Origin of the sequence: Brevundimonas sp., assembly GCF_051860745.1 — a bacterium.
GTDB lineage: Bacteria > Pseudomonadota > Alphaproteobacteria > Caulobacterales > Caulobacteraceae > Brevundimonas.
The window spans coordinates 131137-149203 of record NZ_JBHYDN010000007.1 but is presented as its reverse complement, the minus strand read 5'-3'; the positions used below and the strand labels follow the sequence as shown (position 1 = coordinate 149203).

The window sequence follows — 18067 nt, the reverse complement described above, 5'->3', positions numbered from 1 at the left end:
TGGTGGAGGGGCGCCCGCCGCGCCGCCGTCTCTACCCCTCCGTCACGGCGCGAAGACGCACCGCGCCACCTCCCCATCGCTTCGCGACAGGGAGGAGACGGGTAGCGTGACGCTATGCTGACAATCCGCCGATTGTCAGCATATCCCGCCGCGCCAAGCCACTGACTCCGAACGCCTTTCAAAATTTTCAGCGTCCCCAGCCCGCCATAGGAACGCCCCCTCCTAGACTCCCCCCCGTTCCGTCGCAGGGGAGGCGCAGAGGCCTTGCGTCCTTTGGCGGCGGGATGTGGAGAAGCGGGGGCCCGGTTCCCGGCTGCCAGAGCAAGGCAGCCAACGCCCGGGGTCTGATAACCAAACGGATGTCAGGGGCGAGGGGGATACTCGCCCGGTCCGGGGACCGTGTCGCAAGCACGGCCCGCCCGCCGGAGGCGCTGCGGTAAGGCGATAAAACCGCCACCGGACGCAAGCTTCCGATCAATCTCCGCGCGGAGCGTCTGTCTGCGTCGAAACGGTAAACCACAAAGAACTCCGGGCGCGGGCCCGGCGCTCCGCACGCCTTCCCCTTCCGACCGCGATCGCGCGAGCGGCGCTTGCGCTCGCCTGTCACGGAACCATGATGACCGCGGCCGCGGCTCCGGTCATAAGCGCCACAACCCCTTCGGAGTCCCCATGCGCCCCCATCGTCGTGACCTGATCGCCGGCTCGGCGGCCGCCTTCGCCTTTGCCGGCCTGGCCCGCAGCGTTGCGGCCCAGACGGCTGCGACGGAAGAGACCTATGTCAACGAGGTTCACGGCTACGGTCCGCTCGTTCGCGACCCGAACCGCCTGCTCGACCTGCCTGAGGGCTTTTCCTACCAGGTCATCTCCCAGAGCGGCGACACCATGGACGATGGCCTGTTCGTTCCGGGCCAGCCGGACGGCATGGGCTGTTTTCCCCTCGACGGGCCGCGTGTCGCCCTGGTGCGCAATCACGAACTGAAGGGCTCCAGCGCCCTGCACCGGAACCTCGGCCCCGGCGGATTTCATCAGGAGCGGATCGGCCTGCTCGACCCCGCTCGCGCCTATGACACCTACAAGGACGGACGGGTGCTGCCGGGCGGAACCACCACCCTGATCTACGACCTCGAGACCCGCCGCACCGTGCGTCAGTATCTGTCGCTGGCCGGCACCAGCACCAACTGCGCCGGCGGCCACACCCCCTGGGGCAGCTGGCTGACCTGCGAGGAAACCGAACAGACGCCCGCCGACGCGGATGTGACGAAGTCCCACGGCTATGTCTTCGAAGTGCCGGCGGACGCCACCGGCCTGGTCGCCCCCGAGCCCCTGAAAGCCATGGGCCGGTTCGATCACGAGGCGATCTGCGTCGATCCCCGCACCGGCATCGTCTATCTGACCGAGGACAAGGTCGACGGCCTGTTCTACCGCTTCATTCCGACCACGCCGGGCAAACTGGCCGAGGGCGGCCGGCTGCAGGCCATGGCCCTGAAGGGCAAGCCGGGCGCCGACACGTCCAATCACGGTGCGCGCGAATGGGCCGTCGGCGAGACGCGCGAGGTCGTCTGGATCGACATGGAGGACGTCGAGTCCCCGAACGGCGACCTGCGCCAACGCGGTCATGCCGCCGGCGCCGCTCTGGTGGCGCGAGGCGAGGGCATATTCTGGGGCGACGGCGAACTGTTCATGACCGCGACCGCGGGCGGCCCGCTGAGGCGCGGCCAGATCCTGCGTTATGTCCCGTCGCGCATCGAGGGCCGCCGTGGCGAGAGCCTCCTGCCCGGCCGTATCGAACTCTTCTTCGAGAGCGCGGACATCCGGACCATAAACATGGGCGACAACATCGTCATCGCCCCGTGGGGCCACCTGATCGTGTGCGAGGACAACTATTCCACCGAGCTGCGCAACCACCTCAAGGGCGTCACCCCCGAGGGCAAGGTCTATACGCTCGGACGGAACGTCTTCACGGGCAACTCCGAGTTCGCCGGGGCCTGTTTCTCGCCCGACGGATCGGTGATGTTCGTCAACATCATGTACCCGGGGATCACCTTCGCGATCAGAGGCCCCTGGTCCTCGGTCCGGACGTAAACAGCCGGGCCTGCGAGCGCCGCACCAGCCACAGATTGACCGTCGCCGCCGCCAGAACCAGAGCCGCGCCCGCCTGATGCAGGGCGCCGAGCCATAGCGGCGTTGCGTTCATCAGGGTGGAGATTCCCAGCAGGGCCTGCAACCACAGGGCCGCCGCCACCGCGAACGCCGCCGCGCCGAGACCTTCGGCCAGCCGCCAGCGCCAGGCCTGCACCGCATAGACCGTCCCGCCGATCAGCAGACCATAAGCCCAGATGCGGTGATTGAACTGGACCAGCGCCTGATCATGCAGAAAGGCCAGACCGCCCCCGGTCCAGTCCACCGGCGCGAGGACCGCCCCGTTCATCAGCGGCCAGTCGGTATAGACGAAGCCCGCCTTGGCTCCCGCCACCAGCCCGCCCAGCAGGCACTGGACGAAGACCGCGCCCAACAGGACAGCCGCGCCGCGGCTCCAGCCCACAGGCGAACGGCTGTGTGATTCGCCGTTCCAGGCCTCCAGCCCGGTCCAGACCAGCCCCATGAAGATCGCCAACGCCAGCCCGAGGTGCACCGCCAGCCGTTCAGGCGCCACGTCGACCCGTTCCGACAGGCCGCTGGACACCATCCACCAGCCGATCAGCCCCTGCAGCCCGCCGAGGACGAGCAAGACCCCGCAGCGCACGATCAGCCGCCGCGGCATCTGGCGCAGGATCAGGAAGACGGCGAACGGAAGGGCGAAGGCGGCGCCGATCAGCCGGCCCAGAAGCCGGTGCGCCCACTCCCACCAGAAGATGCCCTGAAACTCGGCCAGGCTCATGCCGGCATTGACCTGGGCATATTGCGGAATAGCCCGGTATTTCCCGAAGGCCTCGTTCCAGTCGGCCGCATTCATCGGCGGCAAAGCGCCCATGATCAGCTGCCACTCGGTGATCGACAGGCCCGATCCGGTCAGGCGGGTGATGCCCCCGACCACGACCATGGCGAACACCAGGGCGGCGCAAATGAACAGCCATATGGCGACCGCGCGGTTCTGATCGCCACCAATGAAACGCTTCATTCGACGCCTGCCGTCCCGACCGTTACAGTGCCCGCGCGTCCTTGGATCGCGCCGGCCCCAGCGGTATGCCCGCGCTGTGCGGCGAGATCGAGTCGCTTTTCGGCGTCGCATCGCCGCAAGTCTGGAGAGGCCGGTTGCCGTACGTCGAAATCATCATTGCGGTCCTCGGCGCCTTCGCCCTCGCCTGGCTGGCTGATCTGGTCAGCGGCCGCCGCGGCCTGTTCGCCACCTCGCTGGTCTCGGCCGTCGCCGCGGTCGCCGGCTGGTTCCTGGCGGTTCGGGTCTTCGGCGCCAGCACGATGAACGACTGGACCTGGGTGCTATGGTCGCTGGCCGCCTCGACCCTGGCCCTCGGCGCCTTTTTCCTGTTCCGGAGCAAGCGCTGACCATGGGTCCGCAGATCCGGCGTTTCGTCGCCGCTATCGTCGCTATCGCCTTCCTGGCGTTCTACGTCTGGGCCGTCGTCGCCATCCGCGACCGCCTGCCCGCCTCGATGTGGATCGACCTGATCTTCTACGGTGTCGCCGGCATCGCCTGGGGCGTCCCGCTGATCCCGTTGCTCAGCTGGGCCGAAGGCCGCAAGAAGTAGCACCGTAATGCAAAGGGGCCGCCCGAAAGCGACCCCCTGACCAACCGTCTTCATTGCGGAAGATGGTCGGAGCGACAGGATTCGAACCTGCGACCCCTTGACCCCCAGTCAAGTGCGCTACCAGGCTGCGCCACGCTCCGAGAGGCGCTCCCTATAGACGGGGTTCGCGACGTCGCAAACCGAAAAAGCAGCTCTCGGAGCCTGATCGGTTGAGGGGGAATCGCTTCGCGATTCCGCCGATGCCGTGAATCAGGCTCCTGCATGATGCTGGAGCGAAATCTGAGCCTTGCCGGACTGCGTCTGACAAGGCCGATTTCGCTCTAGCCGCTTCTCGACAGCACGGCTTCCAGACGGGCCCGCGCGCCTTCCAGCTCGGCCAGCACCTGGCGCAGACGGATCGAGGACTGGCCTGTCGCCGCAGGGGCGGAAACGGTCGCCGGGGCGGCGCCTTCGGGCTCGAACGTGACGGCGCCGTCGGGGTCGCCATAGTGGGCCAGGCGCTTCAACCCCTGTTCCTTGTGCAGGCGCTGGACGCCCTTGATGGTCAGGCCTTCCTCATGCAGCAGTCGCTTGACCGCCTTGAGCAGCACCACGTCCTGCGGCCGGTAGAAGCGCCGCCCGCCGGCCCGTTTCAACGGCGTCAGAAAGACGAATTTCGTCTCCCAGAAGCGCAGCACATGCTGGGGCGCGCCGACCTCTGCCGCCGCTTCTGAAATGGTTCTGAAGGCGTTGGCGCTCTTGGCCACGGGCGTCAGGCGCTCACGACAGCGTCGTGAACCCGGCCCTTCATGATCTGGGAGGCGCGGAAACTGATGACCCGCCGCGGATGGATCGCAGCCGGCTGGCCGGTCTTGGGATTGCGGCCCATCCGGGCGCGCTTCTCGCGCACCTGAAAGACCCCGAAGCCCGACAGCTTCACCGTCTCGCCGCGTTCCAGCGATTCAATGATCAGTTCGAGCGTGCGCTCGACCAGCGCCGAGCACTCCTGGCGGGACAGGCCCACGTCATCGTGCACCGCTTCACAGAGATCCGCGCGCGTCAGCGTCTGGTGTTCGGGCAAAGGTCCGCTCCCCTCCAAAGGTCGGTCGACGGACATAAAAGGCCAAGCGTCGTCAAATGGAAAGCCGGAAATCGCCTTAGAGACGAAACGCGCATGCGCCCCAGGTCAGACCGCCGCCCATGGCCTCCAGCAGAACCAGATCGCCGCGCTTGATCCGGCCGTCCTGAATCGCCGCGTCGAGAGCCAGCGGGATTGAGGCCGCCGAGGTGTTGGCGTGCATGGCCACGGTCGAGATGACCTTGTTCTCGTCCAGACCCAGACGATCCCCGACGCCCTTGATGATCCTCTGGTTGGCCTGGTGCGGCACGAACCAGTCGACGTCAGCCACCTCGATTTTGGCGGCTGCGCAGGCGGCGGTGATGGCTTCAGCGATGTTGACCACGGCATGACGGAAGACCTGGTTTCCGGCCATGCGCAGATGGCCGACGGTCCCGGTGGTGGCGGGTCCGCCGTCGACGTACAGCAGATCGGTCTTGGTGCCGTCACAGCGCAGGGCGAAGCCCAGCAGACCCTGATCGGCCTTGGTCCCCTGCCCCTCGCGCGGCTCGACCACGACGCAGCCGGCCCCGTCGCCGAACAGGACGCAGGTCGAACGGTCGGTCCAGTCCATCAGCCGGGTCATTTCCTCGGCCCCGATGACCAGGGCACATTTCGCCTGCCCCCGCGCGACGAAGCCGTCGGCGATGCTGAGCGCGTAGACGAAGCCGGAGCACACGGCCTGAACATCGAAGGCGATACAGGTCGGGGCGCCCAGCTTGCGCTGCACGATCGAGGCGACCGACGGGAAGGTCATGTCGGGCGTGGTGGTGGCCACGATGATGAGATCGACGTCGGCGGCGGTCCGGCCGGCATCGGCCAGGGCCCGTCTGGCGGCTTCCGTGGCCAGGTCGCTGGTCGGCTGGTCATCGCGGGCGCGGTGGCGCTGCTTGATCCCGGTCCGTTCCTGGATCCACTCGTCCGAGGTATCGACGATCAGGGCCAGATCGGCGTTGGTGACGACCTGTTCCGGCAGAAAGGAGCCGACGCCGGTCACGGCGCTGCGAACTACGCTCACTGAATGCTCTCCCGGACGGGTTCTTCCGCCGAACTGACGATGGGGTCCTCAAGCAGGGTCGTCAGCCGCTGCAGGTTCGCCCCGACCTTTTCCATATAGTCGCTGCGGGCCAATTCGACAGCCACCCGGATGGCGGCGCCAAAGCCGCCCGACGTCGCCCCGCCATGGCTTTTCACCACGATCCCGTTCAGCCCCAGCAGAGGCCCGCCGTTGTTGGCGTTGGGATCGATCTTCTGACTCATGCGCTTGAGCGCCGGCATCGCGAGCAGCGCGCCCAGCTTCGACGTCAGGCTTGAGGTCAGGGCTTCCTTCATCAGGCCGGCGATGAATTTGGCCACCCCTTCGGCCGTCTTCAGCGCGATATTGCCGGTGAAGCCATCGGTCACGACCACATCCACCGTGCCCTTGGCGATGTCTGTGCCCTCGACGAAGCCGAAGTAATCCAGCCCGAAACCGCCGTCACGCAGCAGACGCGCGGCTTCGCGCACCTCCTCGTGGCCCTTCACGTCCTCGGAGCCGACGTTCAGGATGCCGATGGTCGGTTTCGCGACCCCGTGGACAGCCGTCATGAACGCCTCGCCCATGATGGCGAACTCGACCAGTTGGGCCGCATCACTCTCGATATTGGCCCCGACGTCGAGCACGGCGGTGACGCCTTTCGGCGTCGGCCAGCTGGCCACGATCGCCGGCCGCTCGAGTCCGGGCGCCGACATCCGCAGCAGCAATTTGGAGATGGCCATCAGGGCGCCGGTGTTCCCGGCCGACACCACCGCGCCGGCCTCGCCCGACTTGACCGCCTCGATGGCGTTCCACAGGCTCGAGCCCTTGCCGCGACGCATGGCCGTGGCCGGCTTCTCGTCCATGGCCACCACCTTGTCGGTGTGCCGAACCAGGCAGACGTCGTCCGTCAGACCCGCCTTGGCCATTTCGGCGCGGATCGCCGTCTCGTCGCCGTGCAGGATGAAGCGCACGCCTTCGCCGCCGTGACGTTTGCGGTAGTCGCGCACGCCGGGCACCACGACAGACGGACCGTGGTCTCCGCCCATGGCGTCGAGCGAAATCAGGATCGGGGATGACAAGCCGTTTCGACTCCGTAGCGCCGTCAGCCCGGCGCTTGTCAGTTTGGCGACGATAGCGCCGCATCGGGGGGATGCAACCGCGCCGCCCCTGCGTCAACCTTCGTCGGAAGGCCGAAGCTGCTTCAACACCGCGAACGGCGAGATTTCAGCGGGTTCGGGCGGCTGGACGAACTCGGCGCCCGGCTTTCGCGGGAACGGGTCCAGCCTCAACGCCAGCTGTTCCACAGCGTACTGGCCCAGATCGATCTGGCCGTTCTCGATCAGGTCGGGCGATTCGTCGTCCATGGTGATGACGATCTCGTCCGACTCCTCGTCCACCGCCTCGGCGAGGGTCAGGGCGAAGGGCGCATCGATTTCGAGCGGCAGCGGCTCCAGAGTGATGCCGCAGGTCTGGGCGAGGCTGGCGCGCACCCGGCCTGACAACCGCCAGCCCGCGGGCGACGGAGCCAGATGCATCTCGGCGGTGAAGGCGTCCAGCGAGGCCAGATCCAGCGCCTTGACGATCCGCGCGCGGGCCGCCGCGTCGGGCTCCAACGTCCGTTTCACGCCGCCGGCGACCTGATGCAGACGGACGGGCTCGCTGTAGGGAAGATCGGGAAGGGTCATACGGCTGTCTTCGCCCATTCCGGGGTATTCGTCACGGCGTCAAAGGTCTGCGCCGCCAGACGGGCGCGGCTGGCGAGGGCATAGGCGGCCAGAGCCTCGCCCGTGGCGGCGTCCTCGCTCTCATACACATTGCGGGCCAGGCCAGCGGCCAGCGCCGCCGCGTTCCCGTGACGTAGCGGAGCTTCCCAGGCCGTCATTCGTCCGTACAGGGCCTCGCCCAGTTTGCGCATCTTCTTGCCGACCGAGACATCGCCCACGCCCAGTTCGCGCAGGGCGTGGTCCAGCGCCGAGACATAGGTGTTGAACAGGTCCTGTGCGGCCTCCGCCCCGCGGTCGCCCTCGTCGCGCAAACGCATGACCAGAAGCAGGACGTGCAGCGTATAGAGCTCGAACCGCGCGTCGATACGGTCCGCCACGCCGAACCGGGTGTAGAAGGCCGGATCGCGCGCCTGACGCACCGCCGCTTCATACAGCAGCTGGCCCGGACGCTCGCGGGGACGGGTTCGGAACAGATTCTGAAGCATGATCATACGGCCCCTTTTCCGCCGCGCCGTTGAACTAAGGCTCGGGTCCGGTTAGGTCAAAGACCTTGTTGAAGTCGCAGGCGCCGCAAATGCTCCGTACGAACCTCCTGATCGCCGCCCTCTCGGCCGTCGCCCTGACCAGCGCCTGCGCCCCGATCGTGGGCCAGAACGGCTTCCAGGCGATCGACGCCAAGCCGACCGACATCGTCGCCGGCACGGACACAAAACAGACCGTCCTGACCCGGCTGGGCACGCCGTCCACGACCTCGACCTTCGAGCGCGACAATGTCTGGTACTACATCAGCCAGGTGACCGAGAAATACACCTACAACCGGCCGCAGGTGACCCAGCGCTCGGTGACGGAAATCACCTTCAATGACGCCGGTCTGGTGTCCGAAGTCCGCACCCTCGGCCTCGAAGACGGACAACGGGTGGCCATGAACGATCGCGAGACCCCGACCCGCGGACGTCAGCTGACCATCCTGGAGCAGCTGCTCGGCAACGTCGCCCGCGGCCAGCTGCCCCGCACGGACGAGGACCAGCCGGGCCAGCAGCGCCGGGAATAGGTCGACCATTCCTCCCCCCTCGGGGGAGGGGGACCGCGAAGCGGTGGAGGGGGCAGCCTCGTCCACTTGCGTTTGCGGTCAGGCCCCCTCCACCACCCTTCGGGTGGTCCCCCTCCCCCTGCGCTACGCTTGGAGGAGGAATAAAGAAGGCCCCGGAGATCGCTCTCCGGGGCCTCTTTCTTTGGCGACCGCCGCGTCCCGATCAGGACGCAGCGGCTTCTTTCAACTGAATCAGAACACCTTGCCGCTGGCCAGGACTGCGAGCAGCAGCAGGGCCACGATGTTGGTGATCTTGATCATCGGGTTCACCGCCGGACCGGAGGTGTCCTTGTAGGGATCGCCGACCGTGTCGCCGGTCACTGCGGCCTTGTGCGCCTCGGAGCCCTTGCCGTGGACGACGCCGTTCTTGTCGGTGAAGCCCTCTTCGATCACCTTCTTGGCGTTGTCCCAGGCGCCGCCGCCCGAGGTCATCGAGATGGCGACGAACAGGCCGGTGACGATGACGCCCATCAGCATGGCGCCGAGGGCGGCGAAGGCCGTGGCCTTGTCCGAGATCGACAGCACCGCGACGAACAGAACGATCGGCGACAGCACCGGCAACAGCGACGGCACGATCATCTCCTTGATCGCCGCCTTGGTCAGGATGTCGACGGCCCGGCCGTACTCGGGCTTGACCTCATAGGTCATGATGCCCGGGTTCTCGCGGAACTGGCGACGCACCTCGGCCACTACGGCCTCGGCCGCGCGGCCCACCGCCATCATCGACATGCCGCCAAACAGGAAGGGCAGCAGCCCTCCGAACAGCAGGCCGACGACGACATACGGATTGGTCAGGCCGAAATCGATCTCGGCCATGCCCGCGAAGAAGGGATAGAGCTCCGGATTGGCGGCGAAATAGTCCAGGTCGGACGTATAGGCCGCGAACAGCACCAGGGCGCCGAGGCCGGCCGAACCGATAGCATAGCCCTTGGTCACGGCCTTGGTGGTGTTGCCCACCGCATCCAGCGCGTCCGTCACGTGACGCACGTCCGACGGCAGGCCCGCCATTTCGGCGATGCCGCCGGCGTTGTCGGTGACCGGACCAAAGGCGTCCAGCGCCACGATCATCCCCGCCACGCCCAGCATGGTCGTGGTGGCGATGGCGATGCCGAACAGGCCCGCCAGCTGATAGGAGGCGATGATGCCGACGATGATGGTCAGAGCCGGCAGGGCGGTCGATTCCAGCGAGACGGCCAGACCCTGGATGACGTTGGTGCCATGCCCCGAAACCGAGGCGTTGGCGACCGAGCGCACCGGACGGAAGTTGGAGCCGGTGTAGTATTCGGTGATCACCACGATGGCGGCGGTGACGAGCAGGCCGACCATGCCGGACCAGAACAGGCTCATCGGTTCGATGGTCAGCCCGCTGTTGGTGACGATCGGGCCGGTGATCAGGCCGTCGATGACGAAATAGACGGCGATCGCCGACAACACGCCGGTGACGATCAGGCCCTGATAGAGGGCGCCCATGATGTTCTGGCTCTTGCCCAGACGGACGCAGAAGGAGCCGATGATCGAGGTGACGATGCAGATGCCGCAGATGGCCAGCGGCAACAGCATCATGGTGTCGACATAGGGCTGGTCGCGGAAGAAGATCGCGGCCAGCACCATGGTGGCGACCGTGGTCACCGCATAGGTCTCGAACAGGTCGGCGGCCATGCCGGCGCAGTCGCCGACGTTGTCGCCAACGTTGTCTGCGATGGTCGCGGCGTTCCGGGGATCATCCTCGGGGATGCCGGCCTCGACCTTGCCCACCATGTCGCCGCCCACGTCGGCGCCCTTGGTGAAGATGCCGCCGCCCAGACGGGCGAAGATGGAGATCAGCGAGGCGCCGAAGCCCAGGGCCACAAGGCCGTCGATGACTTCACGACTGGTCGGCTCAAAGCCCATGCCGGCCGTCAGGATGGCGTAGTAGCCGGCGACGCCCAGCAGGGCACCGCCCGCCACGAACATGCCGGTGATGGCGCCCGAACGGAAAGCCAGATCCAGCCCCTTGCCGAGGCTCTCCGACGCGGCCTGCGCCGTACGGACGTTGGCCCGTACCGAGATCAGCATGCCGGCGAAACCGGCAAGGCCCGACAGGACCGCGCCGATGACGAAGCCGATGGCGGCCCATTCGCCGATCAGGAAATAGGCTGCGACGAGGATGACCACGCCGACCATGGCGATGGTGGTGTACTGCCGCCGCAGATAGGCCGAAGCGCCCTCCTGAATCGCCGCGGCGATCTCGCGCATCTTGTCGTTGCCGGTACTGGCCTTCATCAGCGAGGCGGTCTGGATCAGTCCATAGAGGACCCCCAGCGCGCCTGCGGCGATGACCAGCCACAGATAGTTGCTCATGACGTTTCCAAGTCCTGTGATCTTCAGACGCCCGGTCCCTTGGCGCGGTGGGCGTTGTCCGCCTCATTCCGCCTTCCGGTCCCCCCGTGCGCACCGGACGCATGTTGCGTCCTTGGGGAATTGCGGCGGAAACGTGCCAAATACCGGCAGGCGACGCAACAGGCGATGTTGATCAGCCGGTCTGGACGCCGATCCGACGGCGCGGGGCCTGACTGACGATCTCGACCCGGATGACCGAGCCGCGTCCGGCGATCGTCGCCGCCGACCGTATCAGGCTGGCGGACAGGGCGGCCGGATCGATTCGGGTCCAGTCATCCGCCACCACGAAGGGTGTCCGGTGACCGGCGCGGACCAGGGCGTCGCGCAGGTAGGCCTCCTTGGGGCGCATCATCTCCGGCGTCGCCGAACCGCCGAGATGCAGGCGAAGCGAGACGAAGACATAGTTGCGCAACCGTCCGCCCACGATGATCGGCAGGCCGACGCCGGGCATGCTCAGACTCTGGCCGCCCGCAGGTGCATCTTCCGCCAGCGCCGCGGGGGCGACAGCGGACAGGGCGGCGGTGGCGGCGATAAGGTCACGACGGCGCATGGCGTCACCGTGACGCCGACGCCTTGAGAAATCGTTGTCAGCTGTGGGTAAAGCCGGAGCGGTCGAATGTGACCGGCTGACCGCCGAAACGGGCAGCAACGCCCTGCCCGGCGGTGACGCGGCCGATCCGGGTCAGTCGCAGATGACGGCGCTCCGCCTCGCGCCTGAGGGCCGCCTCGTCACGCGCCGAGGCGGTGAAGGCGATCTCATAGTCGTCGCCGCCGGTGACCAGCTTCTCCAGCGCCGCCTGCTCGTCGACGCGCCCGTCGAACCAGGCCTGGCCCGCGGCGGACAGGGGTACGGTCTCAAGGTCGATCTCAACGCGGACGCCGCTGGCGTCGGCCAGATGTTCAAGGTCGGCGATCAGGCCGTCCGAGACATCGATGGCCGCGCTGGCCATGTCGCGGATCGGCAGGGCGAAATCGGTCCGCGGCGTCGGCGTCCGATAGTGGTCAGACAGGGCGGCGACCCGCTCGGCATCCAGCGACAGCCGGCCCTGCACCCCCTCCAGTCCCAGCCAGCCGTCGCCGATGGCTCCGGTGACGAAAACCAGATCGCCGGGTCTGGCGCCGGCGCGTCCCACCGTACGGCCCTTGGGGATCCAGCCCAGCAGCGTCATCGAGAAGCTGGCCGGCCCGGGCGTGGCGACGGTGTCCCCGCCCAGCAGGGCGATGCCGAAGGATTTCTGATCGGCGCGCAAGCCATCCACGAAGGTCATTCGCTCCGGCCAGCCGCAGCGCGGCGACCAGTGGCAGGCGAGCAGATAGCCGAACGGCTCGGCCCCCTTGGCCGCCAGGTCGGACAGATTCACCCGCATCAGCTTGCGCGCCACCGTGTCGAGCGGATCGGTCGGCAGGAAGTGGACACCTTCGACGATGGCGTCCTTGGTCAGAACCAGATCATGCCCTGCCCGGGACGGCACGACGGCGACGTCGTCCGCCAGCCCCCGGCCCCATACCGGATGCGCCAGCGGCGCGAACAGCCGTCGGATGGTTTCGAACTCGCCGGCGACATCGACAGCGGGCATTGCCTCACCTAGGCCTTCGGACGGACGTCTCGGGCGACGCCGTCCAGCGCTGCGTTGACAAATTTGGCCTCGGCGTCGTCGAAGAAGGCCTTGGCCAGTTCGACATACTCATCGATGACGATCTCGCGCGGCACATCCTGACGGTTGCGCAGCTCCCAGGCTCCCGCGCGCAGCAGGGCTCGAAGGGTGGAATCCAACCGCTCCAGCCGCCAGTTCGACGCCAGCCGCGCCTTCACCGCCGTGTCGATATCGCGCTGGCTATCGACCACGCCGCGCACGATCTCGGCGAAATAGGCTTCGTCAGCCTCGGCCAGCGGCTCGCCCTCCATGTCCGAGTCAAAGCGGTGGTTGGAGAATTCGGCGATGACCGTGTCCACGCCCTCGCCGGCCAGCTCCATCTGGTACAAGGCCTGAACGGCGGCGAGGCGCGCGACCGTGCGGGCGCGCCGCTGGCGGCTGGTCAGCTGCGGTTCGGCGCGCTGCTTTTCGGCCTCGGCGAGTTGCTCGAGCACGGATTGAAGGCTGGCGGGTTCGGTCACGCGCCCAGTCCTAGCCGCAGCCGCTTGCGCAAGGCAATGAGGTCCAGACAGGCGCGGGCCGCGCCGCCGCCCTTGTCGCCCTCGCTGATCCGCGCCCGGGCCCAGGCCTGATCCTCGTCTTCGGTGGTCAGAATGCCGTTTCCGATGGCCAGGCCCTTCAGGCCGAGACTGGCCAGGGCCGCCGCCGACTGGTCCGCAACAATCTCGAAATGATAGGTCTCGCCGCGAATGACGCAGCCCAGGGCGACATAGCCGTCATAGCGCGGGGCGGTCGGGAAGCGGCCGGCCTCCTCGGCCAGGGCGATGGCGGTCGGCACTTCCAGGGCGCCGGGCACCGGGACGACGTCGAACGTCGCGCCGCGCGCGCGCAGGGCGTCCTTCGCCCCTTCCAGCAGGGCGTCGGCCAGGTCGTCATAGAAGCGCGCCTCGACGATGAGGACGCGGGGCGGATCGCTCAGGATTGGTCTTCTCCGTCCATGTCGCGCCAGCCGACGATGCGCAGGCCGTAGCCCTCAAGCGCGGCGGGGTTGGGGCGGGTCGAGCTCATCACGATCATGTCGCGCACGCCGAGATCCAGCAGGATCTGGGCCCCGACGCCGTAGTTTCGGATCGAGCGGTCGACGGCCGCGGGCTTCTCGACTCCGGCAAGCCGTTCGGCGAGACCGTGCAGATCGGGGTCGCGGAGGAAGACGGTGACTCCGGCCCCGTCATGCTCGCTGATCGCCTTCAGGGCCTGGGGCACATAGTTCTGGCGCGCCTCGACGTGGCCGAGAATGTCGGCGGCGAAATCGACCTGGTGCATGCGCACCAGGGTCGGCTTGCCCGGCTCGACCGTACCGTTGACGAGGGCGATGTGCTCGTGGCCCTCGATGGTGTTCCGGTACAGCATCAGCCGGAACGGCCCGCCGTGGATGCTCTCGAACGGCGTATCCATGACCCGTTCGACATAGCGTTCGGTGCGGCGGCGATAGGCGATCAGGTCGGCGATGGTGCCGATCTTCAGCCCGTGCAACTGGGCGAAGGCGACCAGATCGGGCATCCGGGCCATCGAGCCGTCGTCATTCATGATCTCGCAGATGACGCCGGCGGGCGTCAGTCCGGCCATGCGCGAAATGTCGACGGCCGCCTCCGTGTGGCCGGTGCGGACCAGCACGCCGCCGTCGCGCGCGACCAGCGGGAAGACGTGGCCCGGCGAGACAATGTCGTCAGCCCCCCGGGCCGGGTCCGCCGCTACCTGGACGGTGCGAGCGCGGTCCGCAGCGGATATGCCGGTGGTGACGCCTTCCCGCGCCTCGATCGAGACAGTGAACGCGGTGCCCATGCTCTCGCGGTTCTCGGCGGCCATGGGCGGCAGCCGCAGCTGGCGAGCGCGGTCGGCGGTGATGGCGAGACAGATCAGGCCGCGCGCGTGGCGGGCCATGAAGTTGATCTGGTCCGGCGTGGCGAACTGGGCCGGAATGATGATGTCGCCCTCGTTCTCCCGGTCCTCGGCGTCGACGAGGATGTAGGGCTTGCCGTTGCGGGCGTCCTCAAGGATGTCCTCGATCGGGCTGATCGGGCTGTCGAACATGTCCGAGGCGAGAATGATTGTATTGGCCATCACGCCGTCTCCTGCCACCGCGCGAGGTATCGCGCCAGCATGTCTATCTCCAGGTTGACCGCATCGCCGGCTTTCAGGGTGCCCAGCGTCGTGACCTCCCGGGTGTGGGGAATGACATTGAGGCCGAAGACCTCGCCTTCGACCGCGTTGACGGTCAGCGAGACGCCGTCGACGGTGATCGACCCCTTGGCCGCGATATAGCGGTGCAGCGGAGCCGGCGCGGCGATGTCGATCCGGTGCGAGCCGCCCTCGGGCGTCACCGAGACGACCCGACCCATTCCGTCGATATGGCCCGAGACGATATGGCCGCCCAGTTCGTCGCCCAGTTTCGCGGCCCGCTCCAGATTGACCGGATCGCCTTCGCGCCAATCCCCCAGCGTGGTCTTCGACAGGGTCTCGCCTGACACCTCGACCGCGAACCAGCCCGGGCCCTTTTTGGTGACTGTCAGGCAGCAGCCCGCATGGCTGATCGAGGCGCCGAGGTCGATGCCCGAGGTGTCCCAGGCGGTCTCGATCTCGTAGCGCCGGTCGCGCTCGGTCTGACGGACCGAACGGACGCGGCCGATGTCTGTGACAATCCCGGTAAACATCAGAGCCTCTCGTAGCGCTCCCACAGATCGGGACCCAGGGGCTTGACCGCAATACGGCGGAACCGCCGCGCTTCGCCCAGCAGGGCGACGTTGAGCGAACCGACGCCGGGACGCGCCTCGGCGCCGAGCAGAATCGGAGCCCGGAACCACTCGATCCGGTCGACGGCGTCCGCGCGCAGGAAGCTGGACGCCACCTCCCCGCCGCCCTCGACCAGCAGCGCCCGGATTCCCTCGCCGTACAGAGCGGCCAGGAGGTGGCTCAGCGACGGGCGCCCGTCCGGCGCCGCATGCACCTTGATCACCTTGACGCCGGCCGCTTCCAGCCCGGAGGACGGAAACTGGACGGTGAAGACAATGACCGGAATCTCGCGCGCCGTGCGCACCAGGTTCGATTCCAGGCCCAGTCGTTGGCGACTGTCGAGCACGACGCGCACGGGCTGGTCGATGGGGCGGCCGGACAGCCGGGCCGTCAGCAGCGGATCGTCCGCCAGCACGGTTTCGATCCCGACCAGAACGGCGTCATGGGCCGCGCGCAGCCGGTGCCCTTCCAGCCGCGCTTCTTCGCCCGTGATCCACTGGCTCTCGCCGGAAGCCATCGCAATCCGGGCGTCCAGCGAGGTGGCCAGTTTCAGGGTGACGCGCGGGCGCATCAGGTTTCGTCCAGACCCTCGTCGCCGAGGAACCGCGCGAAGTCCCCCGTGTGGCGGAAATCCTTGTAGACCGAGGCGTAGCGGACATAGGCCACCTCATCGACGCCCTTCAGCGCCTTCATGATGAAGTCGCCGACGGTCGAGGACGGGATTTCCGTCTCGCCGAGACTTTCCAGCTGGCGGGTGATGCGGCTGACCAGCTGTTCGATCTGCTCGGCCTGCACCGGGCGTTTGCGCAGGGCCACATTCAAGGACCGCTCCAGCTTGTCGCGGTCGAACGGTGCGCGGCGGCCGTTGCGCTTGAGGATCATCAGCTCGCGCAGTTGCACCCGTTCGAAGGTGGTGAACCGCCCGCTGCATTGCGGACAGGACCGGCGACGGCGGATGGCGGCGCCGTCATCCGACGGGCGGCTGTCCTTCACCTGGGTGTCCTGGTGTCCGCAGAAAGGGCATTTCATCGCGGGTCTATCCGTAAATCGGGAAGCGGCGTGTGAGCTCACGCACCTCGCCCGCCACGCGCTGCGACACGCCGGCGTCCGCCTCGTCCGTGCCCTTCATCGAGTCGATCACATCGGCGATCCAGTGGCCGACCTGCTGGAACTCGCCGACGCCGAAGCCGCGGGTGGTTCCCGCCGGGGTGCCCAGACGGACGCCCGAGGTGACGGTGAAGGGCGCGGTATCGAACGGCACGCCGTTCTTGTTGCAGGTCATCAGGGCGTGTTCGAGGGCGGCCTCGGTTGCCTTGCCCGTCACGCCCTTGGGCCGCAGGTCGACCAGCATCAGATGGCTGTCGGTGCCGCCCGAGACGATGGCCGCGCCGCGCTCGACCAGCACGGCGGCGAGGGCCCGGGCGTTGTCGACCACCTGCTGCGCATAGAGCTTGAACTCGGGCTTCAGCGCCTCGCCGAAGGCCACGGCTTTGGCGGCGATGACATGTTCCAGCGGTCCGCCCTGCAGACCCGGGAAGACGGCGGAGTTGATCTTCTTGCCCAGTTCGATGTCGTTCGACAGCACCATGCCGCCGCGCGGGCCGCGAAGCGTCTTGTGGGTCGTGGTGGTGACGACATGGGCGTGCGGCAGCGGGTCGGGATAGACGCCGCCGGCGATCAGGCCCGCATAGTGGGCCATGTCGACCATCAGATACGCGCCGACGCTGTCGGCGATCTCGCGGAAGCGGGCGAAGTCGATGTGGCGGCTGTAGGCGCTGGCGCCGGCGAGGATCAGCTTCGGCTTCTCCTTCTCCGCCATTTCGGCGACGTGGTCATAGTCGATCAGGCAGTCGTCCTCGCGCACCTTGTAGGTCACGGGCCGGAACCATTTGCCGGACTGGTTGGCGGGCGAGCCGTGGGTCAGGTGGCCGCCGGCGGCCAGATCCATGCCCAGGAACGCATCACCCGGCTGCAGCAGGGCCATGAATACGGCCTGGTTGGCCTGGGCGCCCGAGTGCGGCTGGACGTTGGCGAAGGCGCAGCCGAACAGCTGTTTGGCGCGCTCGCGGGCGAGGTTCTCGGTAACGTCAACATATTCGCAGCCGCCATAATAGCGCCGGCCCGGATAGCCCTCGGCGTATTTGTTGGTCAGCACCGACCCCTGGGCCTCCAGCACTGCCTTCGAGACGATGTTTTCGGAGGCGATCAGCTCGATCTGTTCCTTCTGACGGCCCAGCTCTCCCTGGATGCCGCCGAAGATGTCGGGATCGGCCTCGGCGAGGCATTTCGAGAAATAGGCGTCGTGGGTGAAGGCGGTCACGAAGGAGCCCCGAATACTAGAGTTGCGCCGAAACAGGCGACTTCTCTACGCCGCCGACTGAGCGACCACAACATCTAGTGGGTCAGAGGGCCAGAAGCGCCCGTTTCAGCTTGGCGATGGCGATCCGTTCAATTCCCACACGCTCTGTCGCCGGACCGATGGCCGAGGTTTCGACCCCGGTGGCCACGTGCACGGCCGAGCATTTCAGGTACGGCCCGTTGCGGGTCAGTTCGACGATGACCTCGCCAAGGCTGTCGCTGGTGTCCTGCGCTTTCAAACCCAACCCCCGCTCATCCCGGCGAATGCCGGGACCCAGATGCCATGAGTCAGCTGATCTGATCAGATTAT

The 18067-nt window shown here is 67.3% G+C and carries 22 protein-coding genes and 1 tRNA gene; 4 read left to right on the top strand and 19 right to left on the bottom strand.

Annotation, left to right across the window (positions count from 1 at the left end; translation table 11 throughout):
- Positions 1–669 precede the first annotated feature (669 nt).
- Complete coding sequence (locus ACTIEW_RS10060; protein WP_439477774.1) at positions 670–2082, top strand: alkaline phosphatase PhoX; 1413 nt, start codon at positions 670–672, stop codon at positions 2080–2082.
- Here ACTIEW_RS10060 and ACTIEW_RS10055 read toward each other — a convergent pair.
- Positions 2051–3118 carry a COX15/CtaA family protein gene (locus ACTIEW_RS10055; protein WP_439477773.1) on the bottom strand — a complete coding sequence of 356 codons (1068 nt, stop codon included), beginning with the start codon at positions 3116–3118 and terminating at the stop codon, positions 2051–2053. The genes ACTIEW_RS10060 and ACTIEW_RS10055 overlap by 32 nt on opposite strands.
- 134 nt (positions 3119–3252) lie before the next feature.
- On the opposite strand from ACTIEW_RS10055, the gene ACTIEW_RS10050 reads away from it, so the two are divergent.
- A complete protein-coding gene (locus tag ACTIEW_RS10050; protein WP_439477772.1) occupies positions 3253–3504 on the top strand; it encodes a transglycosylase in 252 nt (83 codons plus the stop codon).
- Between the two features lie 2 nt (positions 3505–3506).
- The gene (locus ACTIEW_RS10045) at positions 3507–3707 is read left to right on the top strand and encodes a DUF2842 domain-containing protein (RefSeq protein WP_439477771.1); all 201 of its coding nucleotides are present in this window, start codon (positions 3507–3509) and stop codon (positions 3705–3707) included.
- Positions 3708–3770: 63 nt separating this feature from the next.
- Here the strand turns inward: ACTIEW_RS10045 and ACTIEW_RS10040 are convergent.
- The 7 genes from ACTIEW_RS10040 to ACTIEW_RS10010 all read right to left on the bottom strand — a co-directional run bounded on the left by ACTIEW_RS10040 (position 3771) and on the right by ACTIEW_RS10010 (position 8036).
- Positions 3771–3847: transfer RNA gene (locus ACTIEW_RS10040), tRNA-Pro, on the bottom strand.
- A 180-nt stretch (positions 3848–4027) separates the two neighbouring features.
- Positions 4028–4453 (bottom strand): MerR family transcriptional regulator, encoded by a 426-nt coding sequence (locus ACTIEW_RS10035; protein WP_439477770.1) that lies wholly within the window; start codon positions 4451–4453, stop codon positions 4028–4030.
- A 5-nt stretch (positions 4454–4458) separates the two neighbouring features.
- The gene (locus ACTIEW_RS10030) at positions 4459–4803 is read right to left on the bottom strand and encodes an integration host factor subunit alpha (protein WP_439477769.1); all 345 of its coding nucleotides are present in this window, start codon (positions 4801–4803) and stop codon (positions 4459–4461) included.
- A 40-nt stretch (positions 4804–4843) separates the two neighbouring features.
- A complete protein-coding gene (locus tag ACTIEW_RS10025; protein WP_439477768.1) occupies positions 4844–5821 on the bottom strand; it encodes a beta-ketoacyl-ACP synthase III in 978 nt (325 codons plus the stop codon).
- A complete protein-coding gene (gene plsX, locus ACTIEW_RS10020) occupies positions 5818–6900 on the bottom strand; it encodes a phosphate acyltransferase PlsX (protein ID WP_439477767.1) in 1083 nt (360 codons plus the stop codon). Before plsX ends, ACTIEW_RS10025 begins: the two co-directional genes overlap by 4 nt.
- A gap of 93 nt (positions 6901–6993) precedes the next feature.
- Positions 6994–7506, bottom strand: coding sequence for a YceD family protein (locus ACTIEW_RS10015; RefSeq protein ID WP_439477766.1), 513 nt, complete (start codon positions 7504–7506; stop codon positions 6994–6996).
- Entirely contained in the window at positions 7503–8036 is a 534-nt protein-coding gene (locus tag ACTIEW_RS10010) for a ubiquinol-cytochrome C chaperone family protein (protein WP_439477765.1), read from the bottom strand. The genes ACTIEW_RS10015 and ACTIEW_RS10010 overlap by 4 nt, the downstream gene beginning before the upstream one ends.
- A gap of 83 nt (positions 8037–8119) precedes the next feature.
- Between ACTIEW_RS10010 and ACTIEW_RS10005 the strand changes: the two genes are divergently transcribed.
- On the top strand, positions 8120–8596 hold the full coding sequence (locus tag ACTIEW_RS10005; protein WP_439477764.1) for an outer membrane protein assembly factor BamE: 477 nt from the start codon (positions 8120–8122) through the stop codon (positions 8594–8596).
- Positions 8597–8827: 231 nt separating this feature from the next.
- Here ACTIEW_RS10005 and ACTIEW_RS10000 read toward each other — a convergent pair whose 3' ends face one another.
- The 11 genes from ACTIEW_RS10000 to ACTIEW_RS09950 all read right to left on the bottom strand — a co-directional run bounded on the left by ACTIEW_RS10000 (position 8828) and on the right by ACTIEW_RS09950 (position 18002).
- The gene (locus tag ACTIEW_RS10000; RefSeq protein WP_439477763.1) at positions 8828–10975 is read right to left on the bottom strand and encodes a sodium-translocating pyrophosphatase; all 2148 of its coding nucleotides are present in this window, start codon (positions 10973–10975) and stop codon (positions 8828–8830) included.
- 172 nt (positions 10976–11147) lie between these two features.
- Positions 11148–11564, bottom strand: a complete 417-nt coding sequence (locus ACTIEW_RS09995; protein WP_439477762.1) for a hypothetical protein — start codon at positions 11562–11564, stop codon at positions 11148–11150.
- 37 nt (positions 11565–11601) lie between these two features.
- On the bottom strand, positions 11602–12591 hold the full coding sequence (gene thiL, locus ACTIEW_RS09990; RefSeq protein WP_439477761.1) for a thiamine-phosphate kinase: 990 nt from the start codon (positions 12589–12591) through the stop codon (positions 11602–11604).
- A gap of 8 nt (positions 12592–12599) precedes the next feature.
- Positions 12600–13130, bottom strand: coding sequence for a transcription antitermination factor NusB (gene nusB / locus ACTIEW_RS09985; protein ID WP_439477760.1), 531 nt, complete (start codon positions 13128–13130; stop codon positions 12600–12602).
- The gene (gene ribH, locus ACTIEW_RS09980; protein WP_439477777.1) at positions 13127–13588 is read right to left on the bottom strand and encodes a 6,7-dimethyl-8-ribityllumazine synthase; all 462 of its coding nucleotides are present in this window, start codon (positions 13586–13588) and stop codon (positions 13127–13129) included. The genes nusB and ribH overlap by 4 nt, the downstream gene beginning before the upstream one ends.
- Positions 13585–14730 (bottom strand): 3,4-dihydroxy-2-butanone-4-phosphate synthase, encoded by a 1146-nt coding sequence (gene ribB / locus ACTIEW_RS09975; protein ID WP_439477759.1) that lies wholly within the window; start codon positions 14728–14730, stop codon positions 13585–13587. Before ribB ends, ribH begins: the two co-directional genes overlap by 4 nt.
- Complete coding sequence (locus ACTIEW_RS09970) at positions 14730–15320, bottom strand: riboflavin synthase (RefSeq protein WP_439477758.1); 591 nt, start codon at positions 15318–15320, stop codon at positions 14730–14732. Before ACTIEW_RS09970 ends, ribB begins: the two co-directional genes overlap by 1 nt.
- Positions 15320–15970 carry a RibD family protein gene (locus tag ACTIEW_RS09965; protein WP_439477757.1) on the bottom strand — a complete coding sequence of 217 codons (651 nt, stop codon included), beginning with the start codon at positions 15968–15970 and terminating at the stop codon, positions 15320–15322. The genes ACTIEW_RS09970 and ACTIEW_RS09965 overlap by 1 nt, the downstream gene beginning before the upstream one ends.
- A complete protein-coding gene (gene nrdR / locus ACTIEW_RS09960; protein ID WP_439477756.1) occupies positions 15970–16428 on the bottom strand; it encodes a transcriptional regulator NrdR in 459 nt (152 codons plus the stop codon). Before nrdR ends, ACTIEW_RS09965 begins: the two co-directional genes overlap by 1 nt.
- Before the next feature lie 7 nt (positions 16429–16435).
- A complete protein-coding gene (gene glyA / locus ACTIEW_RS09955) occupies positions 16436–17719 on the bottom strand; it encodes a serine hydroxymethyltransferase (RefSeq protein ID WP_439477755.1) in 1284 nt (427 codons plus the stop codon).
- An 82-nt stretch (positions 17720–17801) separates the two neighbouring features.
- Positions 17802–18002: a DUF6898 family protein gene (locus ACTIEW_RS09950; RefSeq protein ID WP_439477754.1), complete on the bottom strand. Its 201-nt coding sequence runs from the start codon at positions 18000–18002 to the stop codon at positions 17802–17804.
- Positions 18003–18067 lie beyond the last annotated feature (65 nt).